Annotated in this window: 25 protein-coding genes and 1 pseudogene; 19 read left to right on the top strand and 7 right to left on the bottom strand. The window is 42.1% G+C overall.

Annotation, left to right across the window (positions count from 1 at the left end):
* Positions 1-97: 97 nt before the first annotated feature.
* A complete protein-coding gene (thrS, locus tag JJN14_RS07800; protein WP_000608345.1) occupies positions 98-2041 on the bottom strand; it encodes a threonine--tRNA ligase in 1944 nt (647 codons plus the stop codon).
* A gap of 34 nt (positions 2042-2075) precedes the next feature.
* Positions 2076-2265, bottom strand: a pseudogene (locus tag JJN14_RS10315) (hypothetical protein).
* A gap of 308 nt (positions 2266-2573) precedes the next feature.
* Between JJN14_RS10315 and JJN14_RS07795 the strand changes: the two are divergent.
* Together JJN14_RS07795 and JJN14_RS07790 are read left to right on the top strand one after the other, a co-directional pair.
* The gene (locus JJN14_RS07795; protein WP_201058343.1) at positions 2574-3416 is read left to right on the top strand and encodes a metallophosphoesterase family protein; all 843 of its coding nucleotides are present in this window, start codon (positions 2574-2576) and stop codon (positions 3414-3416) included.
* 75 nt (positions 3417-3491) lie between these two features.
* Positions 3492-3929, top strand: coding sequence for an Rrf2 family transcriptional regulator (locus tag JJN14_RS07790; RefSeq protein ID WP_201058342.1), 438 nt, complete (start codon positions 3492-3494; stop codon positions 3927-3929).
* A 110-nt stretch (positions 3930-4039) separates the two neighbouring features.
* Here JJN14_RS07790 and JJN14_RS07785 read toward each other — a convergent pair whose 3' ends face one another.
* The 5 genes from JJN14_RS07785 to JJN14_RS07765 all read right to left on the bottom strand — a co-directional run bounded on the left by JJN14_RS07785 (position 4040) and on the right by JJN14_RS07765 (position 8402).
* Positions 4040-5230: a ferric reductase-like transmembrane domain-containing protein gene (locus JJN14_RS07785; RefSeq protein ID WP_201058341.1), complete on the bottom strand. Its 1191-nt coding sequence runs from the start codon at positions 5228-5230 to the stop codon at positions 4040-4042.
* Positions 5231-5479: 249 nt separating this feature from the next.
* Positions 5480-6139: an amino acid ABC transporter permease gene (locus tag JJN14_RS07780; RefSeq protein ID WP_201058340.1), complete on the bottom strand. Its 660-nt coding sequence runs from the start codon at positions 6137-6139 to the stop codon at positions 5480-5482.
* Between the two features lie 9 nt (positions 6140-6148).
* Complete coding sequence (locus tag JJN14_RS07775; protein ID WP_201058339.1) at positions 6149-6826, bottom strand: amino acid ABC transporter permease; 678 nt, start codon at positions 6824-6826, stop codon at positions 6149-6151.
* A gap of 12 nt (positions 6827-6838) precedes the next feature.
* On the bottom strand, positions 6839-7633 hold the full coding sequence (locus JJN14_RS07770; protein WP_201058338.1) for a transporter substrate-binding domain-containing protein: 795 nt from the start codon (positions 7631-7633) through the stop codon (positions 6839-6841).
* Between the two features lie 10 nt (positions 7634-7643).
* Positions 7644-8402 carry an amino acid ABC transporter ATP-binding protein gene (locus JJN14_RS07765; protein ID WP_001229569.1) on the bottom strand — a complete coding sequence of 253 codons (759 nt, stop codon included), beginning with the start codon at positions 8400-8402 and terminating at the stop codon, positions 7644-7646.
* A gap of 176 nt (positions 8403-8578) precedes the next feature.
* Here JJN14_RS07765 and recJ point away from each other — a divergent pair, with 176 nt between their 5' ends.
* The 17 genes from recJ (at position 8579) to JJN14_RS07680 (ending at position 26074) form a co-directional block, all read left to right on the top strand.
* Positions 8579-10801 (top strand): single-stranded-DNA-specific exonuclease RecJ, encoded by a 2223-nt coding sequence (gene recJ, locus JJN14_RS07760; protein ID WP_201058337.1) that lies wholly within the window; start codon positions 8579-8581, stop codon positions 10799-10801.
* Positions 10802-10974: 173 nt separating this feature from the next.
* The gene (locus JJN14_RS07755) at positions 10975-12636 is read left to right on the top strand and encodes a ribonuclease J (protein ID WP_094753434.1); all 1662 of its coding nucleotides are present in this window, start codon (positions 10975-10977) and stop codon (positions 12634-12636) included.
* Positions 12637-12703: 67 nt separating this feature from the next.
* Positions 12704-13483 carry an alpha/beta hydrolase gene (locus JJN14_RS07750; RefSeq protein WP_094753435.1) on the top strand — a complete coding sequence of 260 codons (780 nt, stop codon included), beginning with the start codon at positions 12704-12706 and terminating at the stop codon, positions 13481-13483.
* Between the two features lie 62 nt (positions 13484-13545).
* Complete coding sequence (locus JJN14_RS07745; protein ID WP_125429430.1) at positions 13546-14247, top strand: M57 family metalloprotease; 702 nt, start codon at positions 13546-13548, stop codon at positions 14245-14247.
* A 38-nt stretch (positions 14248-14285) separates the two neighbouring features.
* Positions 14286-16121 carry an excinuclease ABC subunit UvrC gene (uvrC, locus tag JJN14_RS07740; protein WP_201058336.1) on the top strand — a complete coding sequence of 612 codons (1836 nt, stop codon included), beginning with the start codon at positions 14286-14288 and terminating at the stop codon, positions 16119-16121.
* On the top strand, positions 16114-16527 hold the full coding sequence (locus tag JJN14_RS07735) for a hypothetical protein (protein ID WP_236253685.1): 414 nt from the start codon (positions 16114-16116) through the stop codon (positions 16525-16527). Before uvrC ends, JJN14_RS07735 begins: the two co-directional genes overlap by 8 nt.
* A gap of 90 nt (positions 16528-16617) precedes the next feature.
* Entirely contained in the window at positions 16618-17223 is a 606-nt protein-coding gene (locus JJN14_RS07730) for a nitroreductase family protein (RefSeq protein ID WP_201058335.1), read from the top strand.
* Between the two features lie 12 nt (positions 17224-17235).
* On the top strand, positions 17236-18636 hold the full coding sequence (gene pepV / locus JJN14_RS07725; protein WP_201058334.1) for a dipeptidase PepV: 1401 nt from the start codon (positions 17236-17238) through the stop codon (positions 18634-18636).
* A gap of 53 nt (positions 18637-18689) precedes the next feature.
* The gene (locus tag JJN14_RS07720) at positions 18690-19268 is read left to right on the top strand and encodes a uracil-DNA glycosylase family protein (RefSeq protein ID WP_201058333.1); all 579 of its coding nucleotides are present in this window, start codon (positions 18690-18692) and stop codon (positions 19266-19268) included.
* A 114-nt stretch (positions 19269-19382) separates the two neighbouring features.
* Positions 19383-19670, top strand: a complete 288-nt coding sequence (locus tag JJN14_RS07715) for a rhodanese-like domain-containing protein (RefSeq protein ID WP_070478540.1) — start codon at positions 19383-19385, stop codon at positions 19668-19670.
* Positions 19671-19841: 171 nt separating this feature from the next.
* Complete coding sequence (gene brnQ, locus JJN14_RS07710) at positions 19842-21167, top strand: branched-chain amino acid transport system II carrier protein (protein ID WP_201058332.1); 1326 nt, start codon at positions 19842-19844, stop codon at positions 21165-21167.
* 97 nt (positions 21168-21264) lie between these two features.
* Positions 21265-22302 carry a M42 family metallopeptidase gene (locus tag JJN14_RS07705; protein ID WP_201058331.1) on the top strand — a complete coding sequence of 346 codons (1038 nt, stop codon included), beginning with the start codon at positions 21265-21267 and terminating at the stop codon, positions 22300-22302.
* Between the two features lies 1 nt (position 22303).
* Positions 22304-22774: an HIT family protein gene (locus tag JJN14_RS07700; RefSeq protein WP_201059150.1), complete on the top strand. Its 471-nt coding sequence runs from the start codon at positions 22304-22306 to the stop codon at positions 22772-22774.
* Between the two features lie 2 nt (positions 22775-22776).
* Positions 22777-23493 carry an LD-carboxypeptidase LdcB/DacB gene (gene ldcB / locus JJN14_RS07695; RefSeq protein WP_201058330.1) on the top strand — a complete coding sequence of 239 codons (717 nt, stop codon included), beginning with the start codon at positions 22777-22779 and terminating at the stop codon, positions 23491-23493.
* A 122-nt stretch (positions 23494-23615) separates the two neighbouring features.
* Positions 23616-24041, top strand: a complete 426-nt coding sequence (gene rplK, locus JJN14_RS07690; RefSeq protein ID WP_001085807.1) for a 50S ribosomal protein L11 — start codon at positions 23616-23618, stop codon at positions 24039-24041.
* Positions 24042-24138: 97 nt separating this feature from the next.
* Positions 24139-24828 (top strand): 50S ribosomal protein L1, encoded by a 690-nt coding sequence (gene rplA / locus JJN14_RS07685; RefSeq protein WP_001085675.1) that lies wholly within the window; start codon positions 24139-24141, stop codon positions 24826-24828.
* 487 nt (positions 24829-25315) lie between these two features.
* Positions 25316-26074, top strand: coding sequence for a class I SAM-dependent methyltransferase (locus tag JJN14_RS07680; RefSeq protein ID WP_125410111.1), 759 nt, complete (start codon positions 25316-25318; stop codon positions 26072-26074).
* Positions 26075-26118 lie beyond the last annotated feature (44 nt).

Here is a 26118-nt window from a genome sequence, read left to right as displayed (position 1 = left end):
TTGCTTTTTGATTTTCATTGAGTAAAAATATAAAAAGCAACAGCTGTTTCAGTTGTTGCTTTTTAGGTATCTAGGATTTTATCCCAGGTTTTATTTCTTATTTCTCAACGCGTGATTTGTTGGCGATATCAGCTAGGATAGCTTGAACAAAATCATCTACTGAGACAGTTTGTGTTTCTTTTTGGCCGTAGCGACGAACGTTGACTGTTCCGTCTTCCATTTCCTTGTCTCCAACGATTAATTGGTAAGGAATCTTGCTAGTTTGTGACGCACGGATCTTGAACTGCATTTTTTCATTGCGCTCATCTACATCTGCACGGACACCACGGTCACGGAGTTTTTTAGCTACTTCCCATGCGTAGTCCACGTGTTTTTCGTTAGATACTGGGATGAGGGTTACTTGGTGCGGTGCAAGCCATGTTGGGAAGGCACCCTTGTAGTTTTCAATCAAGATAGCTGTGAAGCGTTCCATGGTTGAGATAACACCACGGTGGATCATAACTGGACGGTGCTCTTCACCATCAGCTCCGATATATTTGAGGTCGAAGCGTTCTGGAAGCAAGAAGTCAAGCTGGATAGTCGAAAGGGTTTCTTCTTTACCAAGGGCAGTTTTAACCTGGATATCCAATTTTGGTCCGTAGAAGGCTGCTTCACCTTCGGCTTCAAAGTAGTCCACACCCATTTCATCAAGGGCGGCACGAAGCATGGTTTGGGCATTCTCCCACATCTCATCGTTATCAAAGTACTTGTGAGTATCTTGAGGGTCGCGAAGAGAGAGACGGAAGCGGTATTCAGTCAAGTTGAAGTCTTCATAAACATCGATAATCAACTGAAGGGCGCGTTGGAATTCTTCTTGGATTTGTTCTGGAGTCACAAAGAGGTGACCGTCGTTAAGAGACATTTCACGTACACGTTGAAGACCAGTGAGGGCACCAGATTTTTCGTAGCGGTGCATCATACCGATTTCAGCGATACGGATTGGCAACTCACGGTATGAGTGAACATGGTGTTTGAAGACTTGGATGTGGTGCGGGCAGTTCATTGGACGAAGGACAAATTCTTCCCCGTCACCCATGTCCATAGTTGGGAACATGTCTTCTTGGTAATGATCCCAGTGACCAGAAGTCTTGTAAAGTTCAACAGAAGCAAGTGGTGGAGTGTAGACGTGTTGGTAGCCAGAAGCCAACTCCTTGTCAACGATATAGCGTTCCAACTCACGACGAATAGTCGCACCATTTGGCAACCAGAATGGCAAACCTTGACCAACCTCTTGAGAAATCATGAAGAGATCAAGCTCTTTACCAAGTTTGCGGTGATCACGTTCCTTAGCTTCTTCACGCATTTGAAGGTAGTTTTTCAAGTCTTTCTTGTCAAACCAAGCTGTACCATAGATACGTTGCATCATAGCGTTGTCGCTATTTCCACGCCAGTAAGCACCTGCTACATGGAGAAGGTGGAAGATTTGGATGCGGCCTGTTGATGGGACGTGAGGGCCACGGCAAAGGTCTACATACTCACCTTGACGATAGATAGTCAAACCACCTTCGTCTTCAGAGTGTTCTTCAATCAATTCCAACTTGTAAGGGTCATTTTTGAAGATTTCACGTGCCTCGTCTTTAGTCACCTCTTCGCGAATAGATGGGAAGTTTTCTTTGACGATTTTTTGCATTTCTTCTTCGATACGAGGAAGGTCTTCGTTAGAGATTTGACCAGCTGTGTTGTCAGTATCGTAGTAGAAACCATCTTCGATGGCTGGACCAACTCCCAAGTGAATATCTGGGAAAAGACGACGAGCTGCTTGAGCAAACAAGTGAGCGGCTGAGTGACGCAAGATTGGAAGGGCATCTTCGTGATCAGGTGTCACAATTTCGATGCTTCCGTCTTCAGTAATAGCACGAGTAGTGTCGATAAGTTTGCCGTTAAATTTACCAGCAAGAGCTTTTTTAGCTAGGGAATTGCTGATAGATTGGGCAATTTCAAAAGTTGTAACGCCAGATTCGAATTCACGAACAGCGCCATCTGGGAAAGTAATGTTAATCATGATGTTCTCCTTACTTATATTATTGACGAATGTGTTAACCCCATTCTGAAAACAGGGACAGAGGATTGTGAAAGCTAGAAAAACAAAAAGCGACATCCTCGAAAGGACGTCGCAACGTGGTTCCACCTTCATTTATGTTCCTCAAAAAAGAGGGACACCTCTGATTGGCTCTAACGTGGCCACCGTTTTATGTTTTCATAAAAACTCAAGAGTAGTATCAGTATAGTCTTTCTATGCGTTCTCAGCAACCACGCACTCTCTAGTAGAAAGGGACTAAGTGACTTGTCTCTATGGATTATTATAGCATGATTGTGAGATTTTTCAAGATATTTGTAGATTTTTTTGAATTTTCTTCATTGAAAGATTGCCTGATATGCTTTGTTAGGAGTAATGTGAAATCATCTTTTTGATAAGTCTTTACCTTGATAAAAGTAGTGTTCTGGATTTAGTAAGAGTGGGTTAAAGGTGACTATTATACAGTATTTTTTGTTATAATATTAAAAAGATATATAAGAGGAAATGAGGAGAAAGAATGACAAAAATAGCTCTTCTTTCAGATATTCATGGAAATACCACCGCTTTGGAGGCGGTTTTAGCAGATGCTCGGCAGCTAGGAGTGGATGAATACTGGCTTCTGGGAGATATTCTCATGCCAGGAACAGGGCGTAGAAGGATTTTGGACTTGTTGGATCAACTACCGATTACGGCTAGAGTTTTGGGAAACTGGGAAGACAGTCTTTGGCATGGTGTCCGTAAGGAATTGGATAGTACTCGTCCCAGTCAACGCTATCTCTTACGCCAATGCCAGTATGTTTTAGAGGAAATTTCCCTAGAAGAAATTGAACTGCTCCACAATCAACCTCTCCAGATTCATCGTCAGTTTGGGGATTTGACGGTAGGAATTAGCCACCATCTTCCTGATAAGAACTGGGGGAGAGAGTTGATTCATACTGGAGCGCAAGAGGATTTTGACCGCTTGGTGACCAATCCACTTTGTGATATCGCTGTATATGGTCATATTCACCAGCAGTTGCTTCGTTACGGGACTGGTGGGCAATTGATTGTCAATCCGGGCTCGATTGGGCAACCTTTCTTTCTAGATGCCCAGTTACGTAAGGACTTGCGGGCCCAGTATATGATTTTAGAGTTTGATGACAAGGGCTTGGTAGATATGGATTTCCGACGGGTAGACTACGATGTAGCAGCTGAATTGCAGCTGGCTAAAGATATCAAACTTCCCTATTTTGAGGTTTATTATGAAAGTCTGGTCAATGGTATCCACCATACCCATGATCAGGAATTTTTGAGAGAATTGGCCCAGAAAGAGGGCTACGATAGGGAGTTAGATGCCTGGTTGAAAAGTGGTAACGATTGACATTACAACTAAAAAGGGTATAATAATAGAAAAAGAAGAGTAGAGGCAGGGGAGCCTCGTAAAAAGGAGAAGAGGATGCAAATTCCAAGTAGATTTACCATTGCGACTCATATGCTGATAATCATTGCCCTCAAGGGGAAGGAAAGCAAGGTGACCAGTGATTTTCTGGCTGCTAGTGTCGGGGTCAATCCAGTCATTATCAGAAAGACCTTGTCCCAGTTGAAGAAGGCAGAGCTGATTTCAGTAGCGCGTGGAACAGGGGGAACAGAGATTGTCAAGGACCTCAAGGACATTAGTCTATTAGATGTTTATCAAGCGGTCGAGTGTCTTGGTAAGACAGGTCAACTCTTTAGTTTTCATGACAATCCGAATCCAAATTGTCCAGTTGGAGCTCATATTCATGATGTTTTGGATCAAAAATTGGAGAGAATTCAGCTGGCTATGGAGGTTGAACTCGGTCAGACCAGTCTGGAGCAAGTCGTGGCTGATGCAGAGAGTCAAATGAAGGATTAAGAGGGATAGATGCCTACAAATGAAATGTCAAAACACTGCTAGAAATCTGGCAGTGTTTTTGAGTTTTGGGCAGAAAAAACTCCTGAGAAATCCCAGGAGAATGTGATTGATTATTTGAACTTGAATCCTTCGTAAATAAGCTCTGTTTTTGGATTTTGTTTCTTAATCTGTTTAGCAAGTGACTTCATCATAGAAAGGGGACCACACATATAGACGCTCGCATGTTCAGGTACTTCCTCTTGCTCAAAATTAAGATAGCCGTCTTTCCTACTGTCTACTAGATGGAGTTCAAAATTAGGATTTTTCTGAGCATAGTCACGGAGCAAATCTAGGTAGACTGCATTTTCATCTCCACGGAAGCTATAGTAGAAGTGAACCTGTTTATCTAAAATAGGATGTTCACGGATGTAAGAGATGAAGGGGGTGATCCCAATGCCTCCAGCAATCCAAACCTGATTTTCTCGTCCTTCTTCTATAATCATGTGTCCGTAAGCTCTGTCTAGTGTTACTTTGCTGCCGACTTGAAGATTGTCATAGATATTCTTGGTATGGTCGCCTGAATTTTTAACAGTAAAGTAAAGAGTTTGGTCATGACCTCCTGAGATAGAAAAGGGATGCGGAGCACTTTCAAAGCCTTCTTGGAAAATCTTTAGGAAGGCAAATTGTCCTGATTGATAGCTGAAAGGTCTGCTAAGATGGATTTGAATTTCTCTAGTATCGTGATTTAAGCGTTTGAGATTGGTAATTTTCCCTAGATAGGGGAAGGAAATCTTTTGATAAAGGAAGATGATATAAAAACCAGCCAGTAATCCTAAAAGGGCATAGCTACCAACAAGAAAACTTAGGAGATTAAATGTGAGGAGGCGATTGCCCATTATCATGTAGACGTGAAAGAGTCCGAAAATATAAGCTAGGTAAACTAGACGGTGAATCCATCGCCAAGCTTCGTATTGGATGTATTTGCCTAAATAGGCGACAAGGATGATGCTGATAAAGATATAGATTGCAAGATTTCCAAACTGAGCAGCTAAGCTAGAGCCCCACAAACCGCCCATACTAAAGTTATGAAAGATGAGTAGGATGATGGAGAGAAGAGCTGTGAATTTGTGGACAGTATAGACCTTCTCCAAACCGTGAAACCAGTTTTCTATCAGAGGGAGACGAGTGGCTAAGATAAAGGTCAGGGATAGGCTTGTTAAAGCTAGTCCTGGAATCATGAATTGGGGAGAAGTGCTCATCCAAGTTAAAATAGTCAAGACAAAACTGGCTATGATAAAAAGTATTCCTTTGAGTGATTTCATAAAAAATTCCATTTCATTTAGATTTGATCTGTTGTAAACAAATTTGTTACATTTTATCATAGAAAATGTATGGTGTCAAATTGAGTTCTATAAATATCTACTCTCATCAAAAAAACTCTCCAATTTAACTGGAGAGTTGCTGTTTATACTCAATGAAAATCAAAGAGCAAACTAGGAAGCTAGCCGCAGGCTGTACTGGAGTACGGCAAGGTGAAGCTGACGTGGTTTGAATTTGATTTTCGAAGAGTATTATTCTGCAGCTTGTTGCCAACGTTTGGCTAGCATATGAGACAGGTTAGAGATTGCTAGGTTAAAGCTGAAGTAGATGAGGGCAATCAGAATATAAAGACTGAAGACTTGCTCTGGTTCAAAATAACGGCCCATGAGAATTTGGCTGGCTCCAAAGAGTTCTTGTAGGGCGATAACAGAGTAGAGGAGGCTGGTATCCTTAATCACGGTTACAAACTGGGAAATGATGGCTGGCAGCATTTTACGAATAGCTTGTGGGAGAATGATGTGGTAGAGGATTTGCATAGAGGTGAATCCTTGCGACATTCCTGCTTCGTACTGGCCCTTGTCCACGGCATTGAGGCCACCTCGGATAATCTCAGCCAGGGCTGCTGAGGTAAAGAGGGTAAAGGCTGTAATACCAGCTGGTGTGGACTTCATCTTAAACACCAAAAAGATGGTGAAAATCCAGAGGAGGTTGGGAACGTTACGTACAAACTCGATATAAATGCTGGAGATGATTCGTAAGACAGGATTTTTCCCATTTCTCATGACGGCTAGTACTGTTCCGATAAGAGTCGATAGGACGATAGCAATCAGAGAAATGTAGAGGGTCAAGCCAAATCCTTTAAAGATAAAGATTAGGTTATCTGGGGTCAAAACTTCTAAAATAGATTCCATAGTAACCTCCTAAAGTGAATAGGCTTTTTTGTTGGCTTGCTCCATCTTGCGACCAAACTGGGCAACAGGGAAGCAAAGAGCAAAGTAGAGAAGGGCAGCGCCTAAAAATGCTGGGATGTAATTTCCGTTGAGGGCTGACCAAGACTTGGTCACAAACATCAAGTCCACTCCAGAGATAATAGCAACTGTCGAGGTATTCTTGATGAGGTTGACGATTTGGTTGGTCAAAGGAGGGAGAATGATACGAAAGGCCTGAGGCAAGATAATCAAGCGCATGGCACTGATATAAGTAAAACCTTGCGACAGGGCGGCCTCCATCTGACCGCTAGGAATAGACTGAATGCCTGAGCGAATAACCTCAGCGATATAGGCGCCGTGATAGAGTCCCACGCAGAGAACAGCCGTCCAATAAATCGGAATCATGATGAGATGGTCACTGATAAGAGGTAGGCCATAAAAAACGATAACAAACTGCACCAAGAGGGGAGTGTTTTGGTAAAATTCGACAAAGATGCGAGCCAAAATTCTCAAAATTGGACGTTTGCTGGTTGACATAGCTCCAAAGAAGATGCCCAAAACCATGGCGAGGATAAAGGATCCGATCGCTAGGGCAAGGGTGAAGAGGAAACCATTGAAAAATTGGCCAAAATCCTGAAAATAGGCTGTCCAAGATGATAAATCTGTCATAGGATGTCCTCCTTAATCTGCGGTATGGCTAGATGGTTTGAGCTTGTAACGATCATAAAGTTTTTGCAAACTACCATCCTTGCTCCATTTGGTAACCAAGTTATCAAGATAGTCGTTGAGCTCGGTATTTGATTTCTTGGTAACAATACCGTAGTCAGATGGCTTGAAACTATCATTTAGCAGTTCTGTGCGTTTGCTGATATAGCCAGATAGAATCGAGCGGTCAACGGAAAAAGCATCAATACGGTGAGCATGAAGGGAAGTAATCAATTCGGGGTAGGAACCAAGTTCGACGAATTTAAACTTCAAGCCTTTCTTTTTACCCAGTTCAGTAATCAGGCGTTGGGTAATGGAACCTTGGGCAACTCCGATGGTTTTGCCGTTTAGGTCCTCAATATTTTTGATTTTTGCTGACTTATTAACCAAAAAGCCAGAAGCGTCGGTGTAGTAAGGGCTGGTGAAGTTGTAGAGTTTTTTGCGTTCGTCTGTGATGGTAAAGGTCGCGATATCCATATCGACCTGTTCATTGTCTAGAAGGGGGCCACGTGTCTGAGCGGTAACAGGCACATAGCGAACCTTGACTTTAAGCTCATCGGCCACCATCTTGGCCAAGTCTGTTTCGATACCAGAATAGGTCCCTGTCTTGGGATCCTTGTAGCCGAAGTTGGGAACGTCTTGTTTCACACCAACAACCAGCTCGCCTCTCTTTTGAATGTCTGCGACACTGGTATCAGCCTGAACTGGTTTTGCAGCAGCAAGGCCGAAAAAGCTAATCAATATTGCTGATAAAAAGAATTTCTTTTTCATAGGAGCCTCCTTATTTGACTTTGTCACTTTCGTGGTTGATGATTTTGCTGAGAAATTGTTGGGCACGAGGTTCGCTTGGATTGTCGAAAAAGTCATCAACATCTGTAGTATCCACTAAAACTTCTCCATCAGCCATAAAGATGATGCGGTCGGCAACTTCACGGGCGAAGCCCATTTCATGGGTCACGACAATCATATTCATACCATCGTGGGCTAATTTTTGCATAACTGCCAGAACATCACCGATGGTTTCAGGGTCAAGAGCAGATGTTGGCTCATCAAAGAGGAGGAGTTCTGGATGCATAGCGAGTCCACGTGCGATGGCAATCCGTTGTTTTTGTCCACCAGATAGCATGGCTGGATATGAATCTTTCTTGTCCCACATATTTACAAATTCCAGATATTTTTGAGCTGTTTTTTCAGCTTCTTTTTTATCAATTCCTAGAACTTTTATGGGTGCGAGTGTTACGTTTTCTAACACTGTTTTGTGAGGGTAGAGGTTAAAATGCTGGAAAACCATGCCGACTTCCTTGCGAAGAGGAACTAAATCTTTCTGGCTGGCACCAGCAACTTGGTGACCATTTACTAGAAGACTTCCTTTGTCTACAGCCTCCAAACCATTGATGGTGCGGATAAGAGTGGACTTACCAGAACCAGAAGGGCCTAGGAGTACAACAACTTGCCCTTTTTCAAAACGGAGATTGATGTCGCGGAGTGCGTGGTAGTCTCCGTAATATTTTTCGACGTGTTCAAATTCTACTAAAGCCATAAGGAATCTCCTTTGTGTTAGATTTTATAACATGATTCTACACCAAAAGAATTGCCTTGTCAAATCATATCTGAAAAAATTCACTAAAATTTTATAAAAAAGCAATCTGGATAGAGAAAACGACTAAATCATGTTATAATGAAGCAATAGAATTCTTAGAAAGAGTGGATGTCTTTTTGATAACACCTACTTATGAATGGCAGTTTGCCCCGCAGGTTGAAGATGCAGATTTTACAAAGATAGCCAAGAAGGCTGGATTGGGTCCTGAGGTGGCTAGGTTATTATTTGAAAGAGGAATTCAGGACCAAGAAAGTCTGAAGAAGTTTTTAGAACCTTCCTTGGAGGACTTGCACGACCCTTATCTGCTCCATGATATGGACAAGGCAGTGGAACGGATTCGTCAGGCCATTGAAGAAGGGGAAAATATCCTCGTTTACGGTGATTATGATGCGGATGGTATGACTTCGGCTTCTATTGTCAAGGAAAGTTTGGAACAGCTTGGTGCCGAGTGCCGGGTTTATCTGCCCAATCGTTTTACCGATGGCTATGGTCCAAATGCTAGTGTTTATAAATACTTTATCGAGCAAGAAGGAATTTCCTTGATTGTGACGGTGGATAATGGAGTTGCTGGTCATGAGGCTATTGAATTGGCCCAGTCTATGGGAGTAGATGTCATTGTGACTGACCATCATTCCATGCCTGAAACCTTACCAGATGCCTATGCCATTGTCCATCCTGAACATCCTGATGTGGACTATCCTTTCAAATATTTGGCTGGTTGTGGAGTGGCTTTCAAGTTGGCTTGTGCCCTGTTAGAAGAAGTGCAAGTGGAATTGCTTGATTTGGTCGCTATTGGTACCATTGCAGATATGGTGAGTTTGACGGATGAGAACCGTATCTTGGTTCAGTATGGTCTGGAAATGTTGGGCCATACTCAGCGCATTGGTTTACAAGAAATGTTGGACATGGCTGGGATTGCTTCCAATGAAGTAACAGAAGAAACGGTAGGTTTCCAGATTGCCCCTCGTTTGAATGCCTTGGGTCGCTTGGATGATCCTAATCCTGCCATTGATTTGCTGACTGGCTTTGATGATGAGGAAGCGCATGAGATTGCCCTCATGATTCATCAGAAAAACGAAGAGCGCAAGGAAATCGTCCAGTCTATTTATGAAGAAGCTAAGACCATGGTGGACCCTGAGAAGAAGGTCCAAGTCTTGGCTAAGGAAGGTTGGAATCCTGGGGTTCTAGGAATTGTGGCTGGTCGTTTGTTGGAAGAACTAGGGCAGACAGTCATCGTTCTCAATATAGAAGACGGTCGTGCCAAGGGCAGTGCTCGTAGTGTGGAAGTGGTCGATATTTTTGAAGCCCTGGATCCTCATCGAGACCTCTTCATCGCCTTTGGTGGCCATGCTGGTGCGGCAGGAATGACGCTGGAAGTGGAGAAACTCTCAGATTTATCTCAGGTTTTGGAAGATTATGTCCGTGAAAAAGGAGCAGATGCTGGTGGCAAGAACAAGTTAAATCTAGATGAAGAACTGGATTTGGAGACACTTAGCTTGGAAACGGTCAAAAGTTTTGAACGTTTGGCACCTTTTGGAATGGACAATCAGAAACCTGTCTTTTATATCAAGGATTTTCAGGTTGAAAGTGCCCGTACCATGGGGTCAGGCAATGCCCATCTCAAACTGAAAATTTCTAAAGGCGAGGCGAGTTTTGAAGTGGTAGCCTTTTGCCAAGGTAGATGGGCAACAGAATTTGCTCAAACCAAGAATCTAGAGCTGGCAGTCAAATTGTCTGTCAACCAATGGAATGGCCAAACTGCCCTCCAGTTGATGATGGTGGATGCGCGTGTGGAAGGTGTTCAACTCTTTAACATTCGTGGGAAGAATGCAGTCTTGCCAGAAGGAGTTCCAGTCTTGGATTTTGCTGTAGAACTACCAGATTTAGTAGATAGCGAAGCTGTGGTTGTAAAAACCGTTCCAGAGGATATTACTCAGCTGAAGACCATTTTTCAGAAACAGAATTTTTCCGCTGTCTATTTCAAGAATGATATTGATAAGGCCTACTATCTGACAGGGTATGGGACTAGAGAGCAGTTTGCTAAATTGTACAAGACTATCTACCAGTTTCCAGAGTTTGATATTCGCTACAAACTGAAGGATTTGGCTACTTATCTCAATATCCAACAAATCTTGCTGGTCAAAATGATTCAAGTATTTGAAGAGCTAGGCTTTGTGAAGATCAAAGATGGTGTCATGACAGTCAATAAAGAGGCACCAAAGCGGGAAATCGGAGAAAGTCAAATTTACCAAAATCTCAAACAAACCGTCAAAGATCAAGAAATGATGGCGCTGGGTACCGTGCAAGAAATTTATGACTTTTTAATGAAAAAAGAGTAGATGATAGGAAAGAGTTGGGCAGCCAGCTCTTTTTTGAAAACAAATCTTCATTTTGAAAATCATTAAAAAAATGGTATAATGGTAGGAAAGGATTCGGCTAAAAGTAATAGTGCTTTTAGAATAAGAGGGTAAGCAACCCTATAATCAAGATAAACAAAGCTTTCGGAGGCAAAATGAGTAATATCAGTTTAACAACACTTGGTGGTGTACGTGAAAACGGGAAAAATATGTATATCGCTGAAATCGATGGATCTATTTTCGTTTTGGATGCAGGTCTGAAATACCCTGAAAATGAACAACTAGGGGTGGATGTCGTTATTCCAAATATGGACTACCTTTTTGAAAATAGCGACCGTATCGCTGGCGTCTTTTTGACCCATGGTCATGCGGATGCCATTGGTGCTCTGCCTTATCTCTTGGCTGAAGCCAAGGTGCCTGTATTTGGGTCTGAGTTGACCATTGAGTTGGCAAAACTCTTTGTCAAAGGAAATGACACAGTTAAGAAATTCAATGATTTCCATGTTATAGATGAGGATACGGAGATAGATTTTGGAGGAACTGTAGTGTCCTTCTTCCGTACGACCCACTCGATTCCAGAAAGTCTGGGTGTGGTCTTGAAGACAGCTGAAGGTAGCATCGTTTATACAGGTGACTTCAAATTTGACCAGACGGCTAGTGAATCCTACGCGACAGACTTCGCTCGTTTGGCAGAAATCGGTCGTGATGGAGTTCTAGCTCTTCTTAGCGATTCAGCCAATGCGGACAGTAATATCCAAGTGGCTAGCGAAAGTGAAGTTGGGGACGAGATCACTCAAACCATTTCGGACTGGGATGGTCGTATCATTGTTGCAGCAGTAGCTAGCAACCTCTCTCGTATCCAGCAGGTGTTTGACGCTGCGGATGCAACAGGCCGCCGTGTGGTCTTGACAGGATTTGATATTGAAAATATCGTCCGCACGGCTATTCGACTGAAGAAATTGTCTCTAGCTAACGAGAGTCTTTTGATTAAGCCAAAAGATATGTCTCGCTTTGAAGACCATGAGTTGATTATCCTTGAGACAGGTCGTATGGGTGAGCCTATCAACGGTCTTCGCAAGATGTCGATTGGTCGCCACCGTTATGTGGAAATCAAGGACGGTGATTTGGTCTATATCGTAACCACTCCGTCTATCGCCAAAGAAGCAGTTATGGCGCGTGTGGAAAACATGATTTACCAAGCTGGCGGGGTTGTCAAACTGATCACCCAAAGCTTGCGTGTGTCAGGACACGGAAATGCGCGTGATTTGCAGTTGATGATCAATCTCTTGCAACCCAAGTATCTCTTCCCAATTCAAGGGGAATACCGTGAGTTGGATGCCCATGCTAAGGCTGCTATGGCAGTAGGGATGTTGCCAGAACGCATTTTCATCCCTAAAAAGGGAACCAGCATGGCTTATGAGAATGGTGACTTTGTCCCAGCTGGCTCGGTTTCGGCAGGGGATGTCTTGATTGACGGGAATGCCATTGGTGATGTTGGTAATGTAGTCCTTCGTGACCGTAAGGTCTTGTCAGAGGATGGTATTTTCATCGTAGCAATCACCGTTAACCGTCGTGAGAAGAAAATTGTGGCCAAGGCTCGTGTTCACACGCGTGGATTTGTTTATCTCAAGAAGAGTCGCGATATTCTCCGTGAAAGTTCAGAATTGATTAACCAAACGGTAGAAGACTATCTTCAAGGAGATGACTTTGACTGGGCAGATCTAAAAGGGAAGGTTCGTGATAATCTGACCAAGTATCTCTTTGACCAAACCAAGCGTCGTCCAGCTATTTTACCAGTAGTCATGGAAGCAAAATAATCGTTGAAATAAACAGAGAGAAAGTCGAGTTTCGGCTTTTTCTTATAGAAAAATAGAGGAAAAAATTATGGCAGTAATGAAAATCGAGTATTACTCACAAGTTTTGGATATGGAGTGGGGAGTGAATGTCCTCTATCCTGATGCTAATCGAGTGGAAGAACCAGATTGTACAGATATCCCTGTCTTGTACCTTTTGCACGGGATGTCTGGCAACCATAATAGTTGGCTCAAGAGGACCAATGTAGAACGCTTACTTCGAGGAACCAATCTTATCGTTGTTATGCCCAATACCAGCAACGGTTGGTACACAGATACTCAGTATGGTTTTGACTATTACACAGCTCTAGCAGAGGAATTGCCACAGGTTCTAAAACGCTTCTTCCCTAACATGACCAGCAAGCGTGAAAAGACCTTTATCGCTGGTCTTTCTATGGGAGGCTATGGCTGCTTCAAACTGGCTCTTGCTACAAATCGTTTTTCTCACGCAGCTAGTTTTTCAGGTGCCCTTAGTTTTCAAGATTTTTCTCCTGAAAGCCAAGATTTGGGAACACCAGCTTATTGGAGGGGTGTGTTTGGAGAAATTAAAGACTGGACAACTAGTCCCTATTCTCTAGAAAGTCTGGCTAAAAAATCGGATAAAAAGACCAAGCTTTGGGCTTGGTGTGGTGAACAGGATTTCTTGTATGCAGCCAATAATCTGGCAGTGAAAAACCTCAAAAAAATAGGATTTGATGTGACCTATAGCCATAGCGCTGGAACTCACGAGTGGTATTATTGGGAAAAACAATTGGAACGGTTTCTAGCAACTCTGCCAATTGATTTCAAATTAGAAGAGAGATTGTCATAATTTAGCTTTCTTTCAGCTTGTTTTAGTAAAATAGACTTTATTTGCTAGAAAGGTGGAGGGAAATGCGCTGGATTTTTCGTTTGATAGGGGCTTTCTTTTCTTTTGTGTGGCGTTTGTTTTGGCGCCTGATTTGGATAGTTGTAATCTTATGTGCTCTTGCTTTCGGTCTTCTCTGGTATCTGAACGGGGATTTTCAAGGAGCGCTAAAGCAAGCAGAACGGTCAGTCAAGATTGGTCAACAAAGTATTGACCAATGGGAAAAAACTGGGCAACTGCCTAAGTTGAGCCAGACAGATAGCCACCAACACTCTGAAGGAAGGTGGCCACAGGCTTCTGCTCGTATTTACCTGGATCCCCAGATGGATTCACGCTTTCAAGAAGCTTATGTAGAAGCAATTCAGAACTGGAATCAAACAGGTGCTTTTAACTTTGAAATTGTGACTGAGTCTAGTAAGGCAGATATTATGGCTACGGAGATGAATGACGGAGGCACTCCTGTGGCAGGAGAGGCAGAAAGTCAGACCAATCTATTAACGGGGCAATTCTTGTCTGTAACGGTACGGTTGAATCATTATTATCTGTCCAATCCTAACTATGGCTATTCCTATGAGCGTATTGTCCATACGGCAGAACATGAGTTGGGTCATGCAATTGGCTTGGACCATACAGATGAGAAGTCTGTCATGCAACCTGCGGGTTCCTTTTATGGTATCCAGGAAGAGGATGTTGCAAACCTCCGAAAAATATATGAGACCAATGAGTAGGGGACTATTTTTCCCTACTTTTTTGCTATAATGGAACTATGAATAACTTGATTAAATCAAAACTAGAGCTCTTACCGACCAGCCCTGGTTGCTACATTCACAAGGATAAAAACGGCACCATTATCTATGTAGGAAAGGCTAAAAATCTGCGAAACCGTGTGCGGTCCTATTTTCGTGGAAGTCATGATACCAAGACGGAAGCTCTGGTGTCCGAAATTGTGGATTTTGAATTTATCGTTACTGAGTCCAATATTGAGGCACTTCTCCTAGAAATTAATCTGATCAAGGAAAATAAGCCTAAATACAATATCATGCTCAAGGATGACAAGTCTTATCCTTTCATCAAAATCACCAATGAACGCTATCCTCGTTTGATTATTACCCGACAGGTCAAGAAGGACGGAGGTCTCTACTTTGGACCTTATCCAGATGTGGGGGCGGCCAATGAAATCAAGCGGTTGCTGGATAGGATTTTCCCTTTTCGTAAGTGTACCAATCCACCATCTAAGGTCTGTTTTTACTATCATATCGGTCAATGTATGGCCCACACCATCTGTAAGAAGGATGAGGCCTATTTCAAGTCTATGGCTCAGGAGGTTTCCGATTTTCTAAAAGGGCAGGATGACAAAATCATTGATGACCTAAAGGGCAAAATGGCAGCGGCAGCCCAGACTATGGAATTTGAACGTGCGGCGGAATACCGTGACCTAATTCAGGCTATTGGAACGCTTCGAATCAAGCAACGGGTCATGGCTAAGGATCTCCAAAATCGGGATGTCTTTGGCTACTATGTGGATAAGGGCTGGATGTGTGTGCAGGTTTTCTTTGTCCGTCAGGGTAAGCTCATCGAGCGAGACGTCAATCTTTTCCCTTATTACAATGATCCGGACGAGGACTTCTTAACCTATGTGGGACAATTCTATCAAGAAAAATCCCACCTAGTACCCAATGAAGTGCTGATTCCGCAGGATATTGATGAAGAAGCCGTCGAGGCCTTAGTGGATACTAAGATTCTCAAACCCCAGCGTGGAGAGAAGAAACAACTGGTCAATCTAGCCATAAAAAATGCTCGTGTTAGTCTGGAGCAGAAGTTCAATCTGCTAGAAAAATCTGTCGAAAAGACACAAGGAGCTATTGAAAATCTAGGACGCTTGCTCCAAATTCCGACCCCAGTCCGTATCGAATCTTTCGATAACTCCAACATCATGGGAACCAGTCCTGTTTCAGCCATGGTGGTCTTTGTTAACGGTAAACCGAGTAAGAAGGATTACCGTAAGTACAAGATAAAAACCGTTGTTGGACCGGACGATTATGCCAGCATGAGAGAAGTCGTTCGCAGGCGCTATGGTCGAGTACAGCGTGACGGTTTGACTCCTCCAGATTTGATTGTCATCGATGGGGGACAAGGTCAGGTCAATATCGCCAAGCAAGTCATTCAAGAGGAGCTGGGCTTGGATATCCCCATTGCAGGTCTGCAAAAGAATGATAAGCACCAAACCCATGAATTGCTCTTTGGAGATCCGCTTGAGGTGGTGGAGTTGTCTCGCAATTCTCAGGAGTTTTTCCTCCTCCAACGCATTCAAGATGAGGTCCACCGATTTGCCATTACTTTCCACCGCCAACTGCGCTCCAAAAATTCCTTTTCATCACAACTGGATGGAATTGAAGGGCTGGGACCTAAACGCAAGCAGAATCTCATGAAGCATTTCAAGTCTCTCACTAAAATCAAGGAAGCCAGTGTGGATGAGATTGTCGAAGTTGGAGTACCTAGAGCGGTTGCAGAGGCTGTGCAGAGGAAGTTGAATCCGCAGGAAGAAGAGGAATTAGCTCAAGTAGCGGAACAAGGAATAATAGAATGGAGAGAAAATGAGTAAAATAAGTAAAATAAGCAATAAAATATTAGGGACAGTATATGTAATTTCTTATCTCTGCCTTCTTTATTGTCTGTGGATTTGGAATGGACCAATTTTTCTTTTTTTGACGGTTATCTTATTTGGTTTTCCCTTGTTGATAATAGCCCTTCCTTTGTTAGGTTTATGGATATTTACAAAATTGAAATCCCAGATTTTAATTGGTTATATATCGAGTTTATTGAACAGCTATTATCTGTATTTGGTACTTAAAAATTTTCATTTAGAACGAATTACAGATACAGCAGGCCATAAAATTGCTTTATCGTCCGGGCTATCTGTTGCAATTATCATTTTTGATGTGATACTTTTATCAGTTGCTACCTTAGGTTTTTATAAAAATTATATTTTGGTTTTTAAAAAAGAATAATTTGGACCAAGAGATACTATGAAAAATCCCTGCAAGCTCTTTCAAAATATGGTAAAATGGAAGCAGTAGAATTAGAAAAGGAAATCGATTATGAAATTTCTTGAATTAAATAAAAAACGTCATGCGACCAAGCATTTCACTGACAAACCTGTTGATCCAAAAGATGTGCGTACGGCTATCGAAATTGCAACCTTGGCACCAAGTGCCCACAACAGCCAGCCTTGGAAATTTGTGGTGGTTCGTGAGAAAAATGCCGAACTAGCAAAATTGGCTTACGGTTCAAACTTTGAACAGGTATCATCAGCGCCTGTAACTATTGCCTTGTTTATAGACACAGATTTGGCTAAACGTGCTCGTAAGATTGCCCGAGTTGGTGGTGCTAATAACTTTTCTGAAGAACAACTTCAATATTTTATGAAGAATTTACCTGCGGAATTTGCCCGTTACAATGAACAACAAGTCAGCGACTACCTAGCCCTCAATGCAGGTTTGGTTGCTATGAACTTGGTTCTCGCTCTTACAGACCAAGGAATCGGATCAAATCTTATCCTTGGATTTGACAAATCAAAAGTCAATGAAGTTTTGGACATTGAAGACCGTTTCCGCCCAGAACTCTTGATTACAGTGGGATACACAGACGAAAAATTGGAACCAAGTTACCGCTTGCCAGTAGATGAAATCATCGAGAAAAGATAGAAAGAAGAAAAAATGAAAGCAATTGATTTTACAGCAGAAGTAGAAAAACGCAAAGAAGACCTCTTGGCTGACTTGTTTAGTCTTTTGGAAATCAACTCTGAACGTGATGACAGCAAGGTTGATGCTGAGCATCCATTTGGACCTGGGCCGGTAAAAGCTTTGGAGAAATTCCTTGAAATTGCAGACCGTGATGGCTACCCAACTAAAAATGTTGACAACTATGCAGGACATTTTGAGTTTGGTGAAGGAGAAGAAGTTCTCGGAATCTTTGCCCATATGGATGTGGTTCCAGCTGGTAGCGGTTGGGACACAGACCCTTACACACCAACTATCAAAGAAGGTCGCCTTTATGCGCGTGGGGCTTCGGACGACAAGGGTCCTACAACAGCTTGTTACTATGGTTTGAAAATCATCAAAGAATTGGGCCTTCCAACTTCTAAGAAAGTTCGCTTCATCGTCGGAACTGATGAAGAATCAGGCTGGGCAGACATGGATTACTACTTCGAACACGTAGGACTTGCAAAACCAGACTTTGGTTTCTCTCCAGACGCTGAGTTCCCTATCATCAATGGTGAAAAAGGAAATATTACTGAATACCTCCACTTTGCAGGCGAAAATACTGGTGCTGCCCGTCTTCATAGCTTCACAGGTGGTTTACGTGAAAATATGGTACCAGAATCAGCAACAGCAGTCGTTTCAGGTGATTTGGCTGACTTGCAAGCTAAACTAGATGCCTTTGTTGCAGAACACAAACTTAGAGGAGAACTCCAAGAAGAAAACGGTCAGTACAAGGTTACCATCATTGGTAAATCAGCCCACGGTGCTATGCCTGCTTCAGGTGTTAATGGTGCGACTTACCTATCCCTCTTCCTTAGCCAGTTTGACTTTGCTGGTCCAGCCAAAGACTACCTTGACATCGCTGGTAAAATTCTCTTGAACGACCATGAGGGTGAAAATCTCAAGATTGCTCATGTGGATGAAAAGATGGGTGCCCTTTCTATGAATGCAGGCGTCTTCCGCTTCGATGAAACAAGCGCTGATAATACCATTGCCCTTAATATCCGCTATCCAAAAGGAACAAGTCCAGAACAAATCAAGTCAATCCTAGAAAACTTGCCGGTCGCTTCTGTTAGCCTTTCTGAACATGGTCACACCCCTCACTATGTGCCAATGGAAGATCCACTTGTCCAAACCTTGTTGAATGTTTATGAAAAACAAACTGGTCTTAAAGGTCACGAGCAAGTCATCGGTGGTGGAACCTTTGGTCGCTTGCTCGAACGCGGAGTTGCCTATGGTGCCATGTTCCCAGACTCGATTGATACCATGCACCAAGCCAATGAATTTATTGCCTTGGATGATCTCTTCCGAGCAGCAGCAATCTATGCCGAAGCTATTTATGAATTGATCAAATAAAACGATAGAAGTCTGAGATTGTATGCTTAGACTTCTTTTTGGAGGGAAAGTAGATGTCTCAAATTGAAAGAATCAAGCAGGCTATTATGTCAGATCCACAAAATGCCAGCTATACAGAGCGTGGCATCGAGCCTCTCTTTGCAGCGCCAAAAACTGCTCGCATCAATATCATCGGTCAGGCACCGGGGCTTAAAACGCAGGAGGCAGGACTTTATTGGAAAGATAAAAGTGGTGCCCGCTTGCGAGATTGGCTTGGTGTTGACGAAGACACTTTTTACAATTCAGGATATTTTGCTGTTTTGCCTATGGATTTCTACTTTCCAGGGCATGGCAAGTCAGGTGATTTACCACCTCGAGCAGGGTTTGCCGAAAAATGGCATCCACAGCTCTTGCAAGAATTACCAGATATTCAATTGACCCTCTTGATTGGACAATATGCCCAGGCTTACTATTTAAAGGAGAAAGTCAGTGGCAAGGTGACAGAACGGGTAAAACATTACCAGAACTATCTGCCAACCTATTTTCCACTGATACACCCCTCACCGCGAAATCAAATCTGGATGGCCAAAAATCCTTGGTTTGAGTCAGAAGTGGTGCCGGATTTGAAAAAAAGAATTAAAACCATTTTATAGTCAATGAAAATCAAAGAGCAAACTAGGAAGCTAGCCGCAGGCTGTACTTGAGTACGGTAAGGCGACGCTGACGTGGTTTGAATTTGATTTTCGAAGAGTATTAGGAGAAAAAGAATGAAAGAAATAACCTTTGACGCATTTTACCAGCTTTACCAAAATGACCAACTTTCTCTAGTGGACGTGAGAGAAGTGGAGGAGTTTGAAGCTCTTCATTTAGAAGGTGCTCAGAATCTTCCTCTGAGTCAATTAGCTGATACTTATGATCAATTGGACAAGGATCAGTTACATTATGTTATTTGTAAATCTGGAATGAGATCGGCGCGTGCTTGCCAATTCTTATCAGAACAAGGTTATGAGGTTATCAATGTCCAAGGTGGAATGATGACTTTTGAAGAACTGTAAACAGTAGAATTTTCTCCTACTTAGTGTGATCTTGGTAGGAGGATTTTATTTTTAGATAATTCTTATTTTTAAGAATCTTGAAAACATTCAATATTTACTTCGTGAAGCTTTTTTCATGCTCCTATTCATGATATACTAGGTCAGTATTTTATAAATATGAAGGAGATTTTCATGGCTAAAAAAGGTGCCCTAACAGGTTTACTCCTGTTTGGAATATTTTTTGGTGCGGGGAACTTGATTTTTCCGCCTTCTCTAGGTGCTCTATCTGGAGAACATTTTCTTCCTGCCATCGCAGGTTTTGTCTTTTCAGGCGTTGGTATCGCCGTCTTGACCCTTATTATTGGAACGCTAAATCCTAAAGGATATATCTACGAGATTTCAACAAAGATAGCGCCTTGGTTTGCGACTCTTTACCTCTCAGTCCTTTACTTGTCAATCGGTCCATTCTTTGCTATCCCACGTACAGCTACAACAGCTTACGAAGTAGGGATTAGCCCTCTTTTGTCGGATGCAAATAAAGGTCTTGGTTTGATTGTCTTTACAGTTCTGTATTTTGCAGCAGCCTATTTGATTTCGCTTAATCCATCAAAAATTTTGGACCGTATCGGCCGTATTTTAACGCCAGTCTTTGCGATTTTGATTGTCATCTTGGTTGTACTAGGAGCTTTCAAATACGGTGGGACAAGTCCTCAAGCTGCATCAGCTGCTTATCAAGCTTCTGCCTTTGGTACAGGTTTCCTAGAAGGTTACAATACCTTGGACGCCCTTGCTTCAGTTGCCTTTAGCGTAATCGCAGTTCAAACCTTGAAACAACTTGGTTTCTCAGGTAAGAAAGAATACATTTCAACTATTTGGGTGGTTGGTATCGTCGTTGCCCTTGCCTTCAGCGCTCTATACATTGGTTTAGGCTTCCTTGGAAATCATTTCCCAGTACCAGCTGAAGCTATGAAGGGTGGAACACCAGGTGTTTACATCTTGTCACAAGCCACTCAAGAAATCTTTGGCTCAACAGCCCAACTCTTCCTTGCAGCTATGGTTACCGTAACCTGCTTCACAACAACTGTTGGTTTGATTGTGTCTACAGCTGAGTTCTTTAATGAACGTTTCCCACAAATCAGTTACAAGGTTTATGCGACAGCCTTTACCTTGATTGGATTTGCCATTGCTAATTTGGGTCTTGATGCGATTATCAAGTACTCCATTCCAGTACTGGTTATCTTGTACCCAATCACCATTGCTATCGTTATGATTGTCATTGTCAACAAATTTGTAGCTCTTTCAAAACCAGGTATGCAGTTGACAATTGCTGTTGTTACAGCTATTGCCCTTGCAAGCGTATTAGGAAGCTCGTTTAAGGTTGAGTTTCTTGCAAATCTTGTCAACGCTCTTCCTTTTGCTAAGGCATCTCTTCCATGGTTGGTGCCAGCCATTGTTGGAATCTTGCTCTCATTGGTTCTACCAAACAAGCAAGAAAGCGATGTTTTTGAAATGGAATAATCACTAAAATCACTTTTGTAGCCAAGTCTACAGGAGTGATTTTCTTTTTTTATCCGATGATAAATGTGTTATAATAGGTAGCAAAAGAGGTGAAGAAATGAATCAAACAGTAGAATATATCAAAGAACTGACAGCCATTGCGTCGCCAACAGGCTTCACTCGGGAGGTTTCGGACTATTTAGTCAAGACTCTAGAAGGTTTTGGTTACCAGCCGGTTCGCACAGCTAAGGGTGGTGTCAATGTGACCATCAAAGGTCAAAATGATGAGGAGCATCGCTATGTGACTGCCCATGTGGATACGCTGGGTGCTATTGTCCGTGCTGTCAAATCAGATGGCCGTCTCAAAATGGACCGTATCGGTGGTTTCCCTTGGAACATGATTGAAGGAGAAAACTGTACCGTTCATGTGGCTAGCACAGGTGAAAAAGTATCAGGAACCATCCTCATCCACCAGACTTCTTGCCATGTCTATAAGGATGCAGGAACTGCAGAACGCACGCAGGACAATATGGAAGTGCGTTTGGATGCAAAAGTGACCAATGAAAAAGAAACTCGTGCCTTGGGGATTGAGGTCGGTGATTTTATCAGCTTTGATCCACGAACTGTCGTGACAGAGACAGGTTTTATCAAGTCTCGTCATTTGGATGATAAGGTCAGCGCAGCGATCTTGCTTAACCTGCTTCGTATTTATAAGGAAGAGAAGATTGAATTGCCCGTAACAACTCATTTTGTTTTTTCAGTCTTTGAAGAAGTGGGGCATGGTGCTAATTCTAACATTCCTGCTCAGGTAGTAGAATATCTGGCTGTGGATATGGGAGCTATGGGAGATGACCAGCAAACAGACGAATATACAGTGTCTATCTGTGTCAAGGATGCTTCTGGACCTTATCACTACGACTTCCGTCAACACTTGGTTGCTTTGGCTAAAGAGCAAGATATTCCATTTAAGCTGGATATCTATCCATTTTATGGTTCGGACGCTTCAGCAGCTATGTCTGCAGGGGCAGAAGTCAAACACGCCCTTCTAGGTGCTGGTATTGAGTCTAGTCATTCATATGAACGCACTCATATTGACTCGGTGGTCGCAACGGAACGTATGGTTGATGCTTATCTTAAGAGTGCATTGGTAGACTAATATATGTTTGATTTGCCAGAGAATTGAGCTCATCAAGAAGGGAGCAAATCCCTATTTTGTCAAAGAGTTGGAAACAGGCTATCTTGTGGTTGGAGACCGCCAGTATTTTGCAGGCTATAGTCTCTTTCTAGCTAAGGAACACGTCACCGAATTGCACCATTTGAAAAAGGAGACAAGACTCCGTTTTTTAGAGGAAATGAGTCTAGTCCAAGAGGCAGTTGCCAAGGCCTTTGCTGCTGAGAAAATGAATATCGAACTTCTAGGCAATGGCGATGCCCACCTTCATTGGCATCTGTTTCCTAGACGAAGAGGTGATATGAATGGTCACGGTCTCCAAGGACGTGGTCCAGTTTGGTGGGTTCCTTTTGAAGAAATGACAGCAGAAACCTGCCAAGCAAATCCAGATGAGATTAAACAATTAGTTAAACGTTTATCGATAGAAGTAGATAAACTATTAGAAATAAAGGAGTAGAAATGAAAAAAAGATACCTTATCTTGACAGCTTTGCTAGCCTTGAGTCTAGCAGCTTGTTCACAAGAAAAAGCAAAAAATGAAGATGGAGCAGCTAAGACAGAACAAACAGCCAAAGTTGATGGAACAGTCGGAAATAAGTCTCAAGAAGCCACCCAGAAAAAAGCAGAAGTGGTTAATAAAGGTGACTACTACAGTATTCAAGGGAAATACGATGAAATTATCGTAGCAAATAAACACTATCCATTATCTAAAGACTACAATCCAGGGGAAAATCCAACAGCCAAGGCTGAGTTGGTCAAACTCATCAAAGCGATGCAAGAGGCAGGCTTCCCAATTAGTGATCAATACAGTGGTTTTAGAAGTTACGAGACTCAGACTAAGCTCTATCAAGATTATGTCAATAAAGATGGAAAGGCTGCAGCAGACCGTTACTCTGCCCGCCCAGGCTATAGCGAGCACCAGACAGGCTTGGCCTTTGATGTAATTGGGACAAATGGTGATTTGGTGACAGAAGAAAAAGCGGCCCAATGGCTCTTGGACCATGCGGCTGATTATGGTTTTGTTGTTCGTTATCTTAAAGGTAAGGAAAAGGAAACAGGCTATATGGCTGAGGAATGGCACCTTCGTTATGTCGGAAAAGAGGCTAAAGAGATTGCAGCTAGTGGCCTCAGTTTGGAAGAGTATTTCGGCTTTGAAGGCGGAGATTACGTCGATTAAAAAATAAACTTTTCTCTTGCAATTCCAGATAAATAGTGTATAATAGATGGGTATGTGAAAAACATACTTGTGGGAGGTAAAAATCTCTAATTACCGCCAAAACCACAAAGGAGGATTTAAAAATGGCTAAAAAAGTCGAAAAACTTGTAAAATTGCAAATCCCTGCTGGTAAAGCTACACCAGCTCCACCGGTTGGACCTGCTCTTGGTCAAGCTGGTATCAACATCATGGGATTCACAAAAGAGTTCAACGCTCGTACAGCTGACCAAGCTGGTATGATCATTCCAGTTGTTATCTCAGTTTACGAAGATAAATCATTTACTTTCATCACTAAAACACCACCAGCTGCTGTTCTTTTGAAAAAAGCTGCAGGTGTTGAAAAAGGATCAGGTACACCTAACAAAACTAAAGTTGCTACAGTTACTCGTGCACAAGTACAAGAAATTGCAGAAACTAAGATGCCAGATTTAAACGCAGCAAACGTAGAGTCTGCAATGCGTATGATTGAAGGTACTGCTCGTTCTATGGGATTCACTGTTGTTGACTAATCAATAACACCCCCAATATAACCCGCAAGACTTCATCATTTCGAGAAGTGACGTGGGAGATGAAAATCGATTGAACCACTTACAAGGAGAATAGAAAATGGCTAAAAAAAGCAAACAACTTCGTGCTGCTCTTGAGAAAATCGACAGCACAAAAGCATACAGCGTAGAAGAAGCTGTAGCACTTGCAAAAGAAACTAACTTTGCAAAATTTGACGCAACTGTAGAAGTTGCTTACAACTTGAACATCGACGTTAAAAAAGCTGACCAACAAATCCGTGGAGCAATGGTATTGCCAAACGGTACTGGTAAAACTTCACGAGTTCTTGTTTTCGCACGTGGTGCAAAAGCTGAAGAAGCAAAAGCTGCTGGTGCAGACTTTGTTGGTGAAGATGACCTTGTTGCTAAAATCAACGACGGTTGGTTGGACTTCGACGTAGTTATCGCTACACCTGACATGATGGCTCTTGTTGGACGTCTTGGACGTGTCCTTGGGCCACGTAACTTGATGCCAAACCCTAAAACTGGTACTGTAACAATGGATGTTGCTAAAGCAGTTGAAGAGTCTAAAGGTGGTAAAATCACTTACCGTGCTGACCGTGCAGGTAACGTTCAAGCAATCATCGGTAAAGTATCATTTGAAGCTGAAAAATTGGTTGAAAACTTCAAAGCTTTCAACGAAACAATCCAAAAAGCAAAACCAGCTACAGCTAAAGGAACTTACGTAACAAACTTGACTATCACAACTACTCAAGGTGTTGGTATCAAAGTTGACGTAAACTCACTTTAATCAGTAGTTTATATCAGAGAACGAGTACGAAAGTGCTCGTTTTTTTTAGGTACGACGGGCATTCCGTTCATCTGAGGTGTAAGTCCTCTGTGGGTACATATACTAGTAAATAGAAAAGTGATTCCCAAGCCTGACTATTGTGAGTAGCTGATCGAACGGCATTAGGATAGACTGTTTAAGTCTGACGTTGGAAATAAGAATCGGCAGAGAAAGAGATAGAGAAATCTTGGCTATATGAATAGGCACGTGATAGTAAAGCGTATATAGCGGATAAGGAGGCCAGCAACTCTAAAGTACAAATATGTAGTCGTAACCTATATGCGTAAACTACGTGAGTAATTGAATTCGAACTAGAGAGTTAATTAATAGATTTATGATATAATCATGGCAGACTGTATGCGTTTGATTATAGTTCATTAACAACTAGATTAGAATTATTAGATAATATCATTTTATGTTATAATGAAGAAAAAACAGAGGTGTTCAAATGTCAGAAGCAGGTCATAAGTTTTTAGCAAAATTGGGGAAAAAACGCTTACGTCCAGGTGGAAAACGTGCCACAGATTGGTTAATTGCGGAAGGAGAATTTTCAAAAGAAAAGAGAATACTAGAGGTTGCGTGTAATAGAGGAACTACAGCAATTGAGTTGGCACAGCGTTTTGGTTGTAAGATAACTGCTGTTGATATGGATGCTCAAGCTTTAGAAGTGGCTAAAAAATCTGCTGAAACGGCAGGTGTTGGTCATTTGATCAGGTTTGAAAGAGCAAATGCAATGAAACTTCCTTATGAAGATGCTAGTTTTGATATTGTTATAAACGAAGCTATGCTGACTATGCAAGCCGATCAAGCTAAGAAAAAATGTGTAATGGAATATCTAAGGGTTTTAAAACCTGAAGGTCTTCTCTTGACACATGATGTGCTTCTTAAGGAAGCTAAAGAGTCTGTCAGACAGGAACTGTCACAAGCAATTCATGTAAATGTAGGTCCTTTAACTCAAGATGGTTGGGAAGAGGTGATGATAGAATCAGGTTATTGTGATGTGAAAGTATTGACTGGTGAAATGACGTTAATGAAATTATCAGGTATGATTTATGACGAAGGTTGGTTAGGAACTTTGAAAATTTGTGTAAATGCTTGTAAAAAGGAGAATAGAAAGCAGTTTTTAACTATGTATAAAATGTTCGCTAAGAATAAAAAGAACTTGGGCTTTATTGCTATGGCTAGTTATAAATCGTCAAATCGTTAGATAATCATTGATGTTAACTTTTCCTTTCTTCTTTCTTAAAAAAT

Origin of the sequence: Streptococcus mitis, from assembly GCF_016658865.1 — a bacterium.
Classification (GTDB): domain Bacteria; phylum Bacillota; class Bacilli; order Lactobacillales; family Streptococcaceae; genus Streptococcus; species Streptococcus mitis_BT.
The sequence above is the reverse complement of the archived record's forward strand: the minus strand, read 5'-3'. Positions and strand labels throughout refer to the sequence as shown.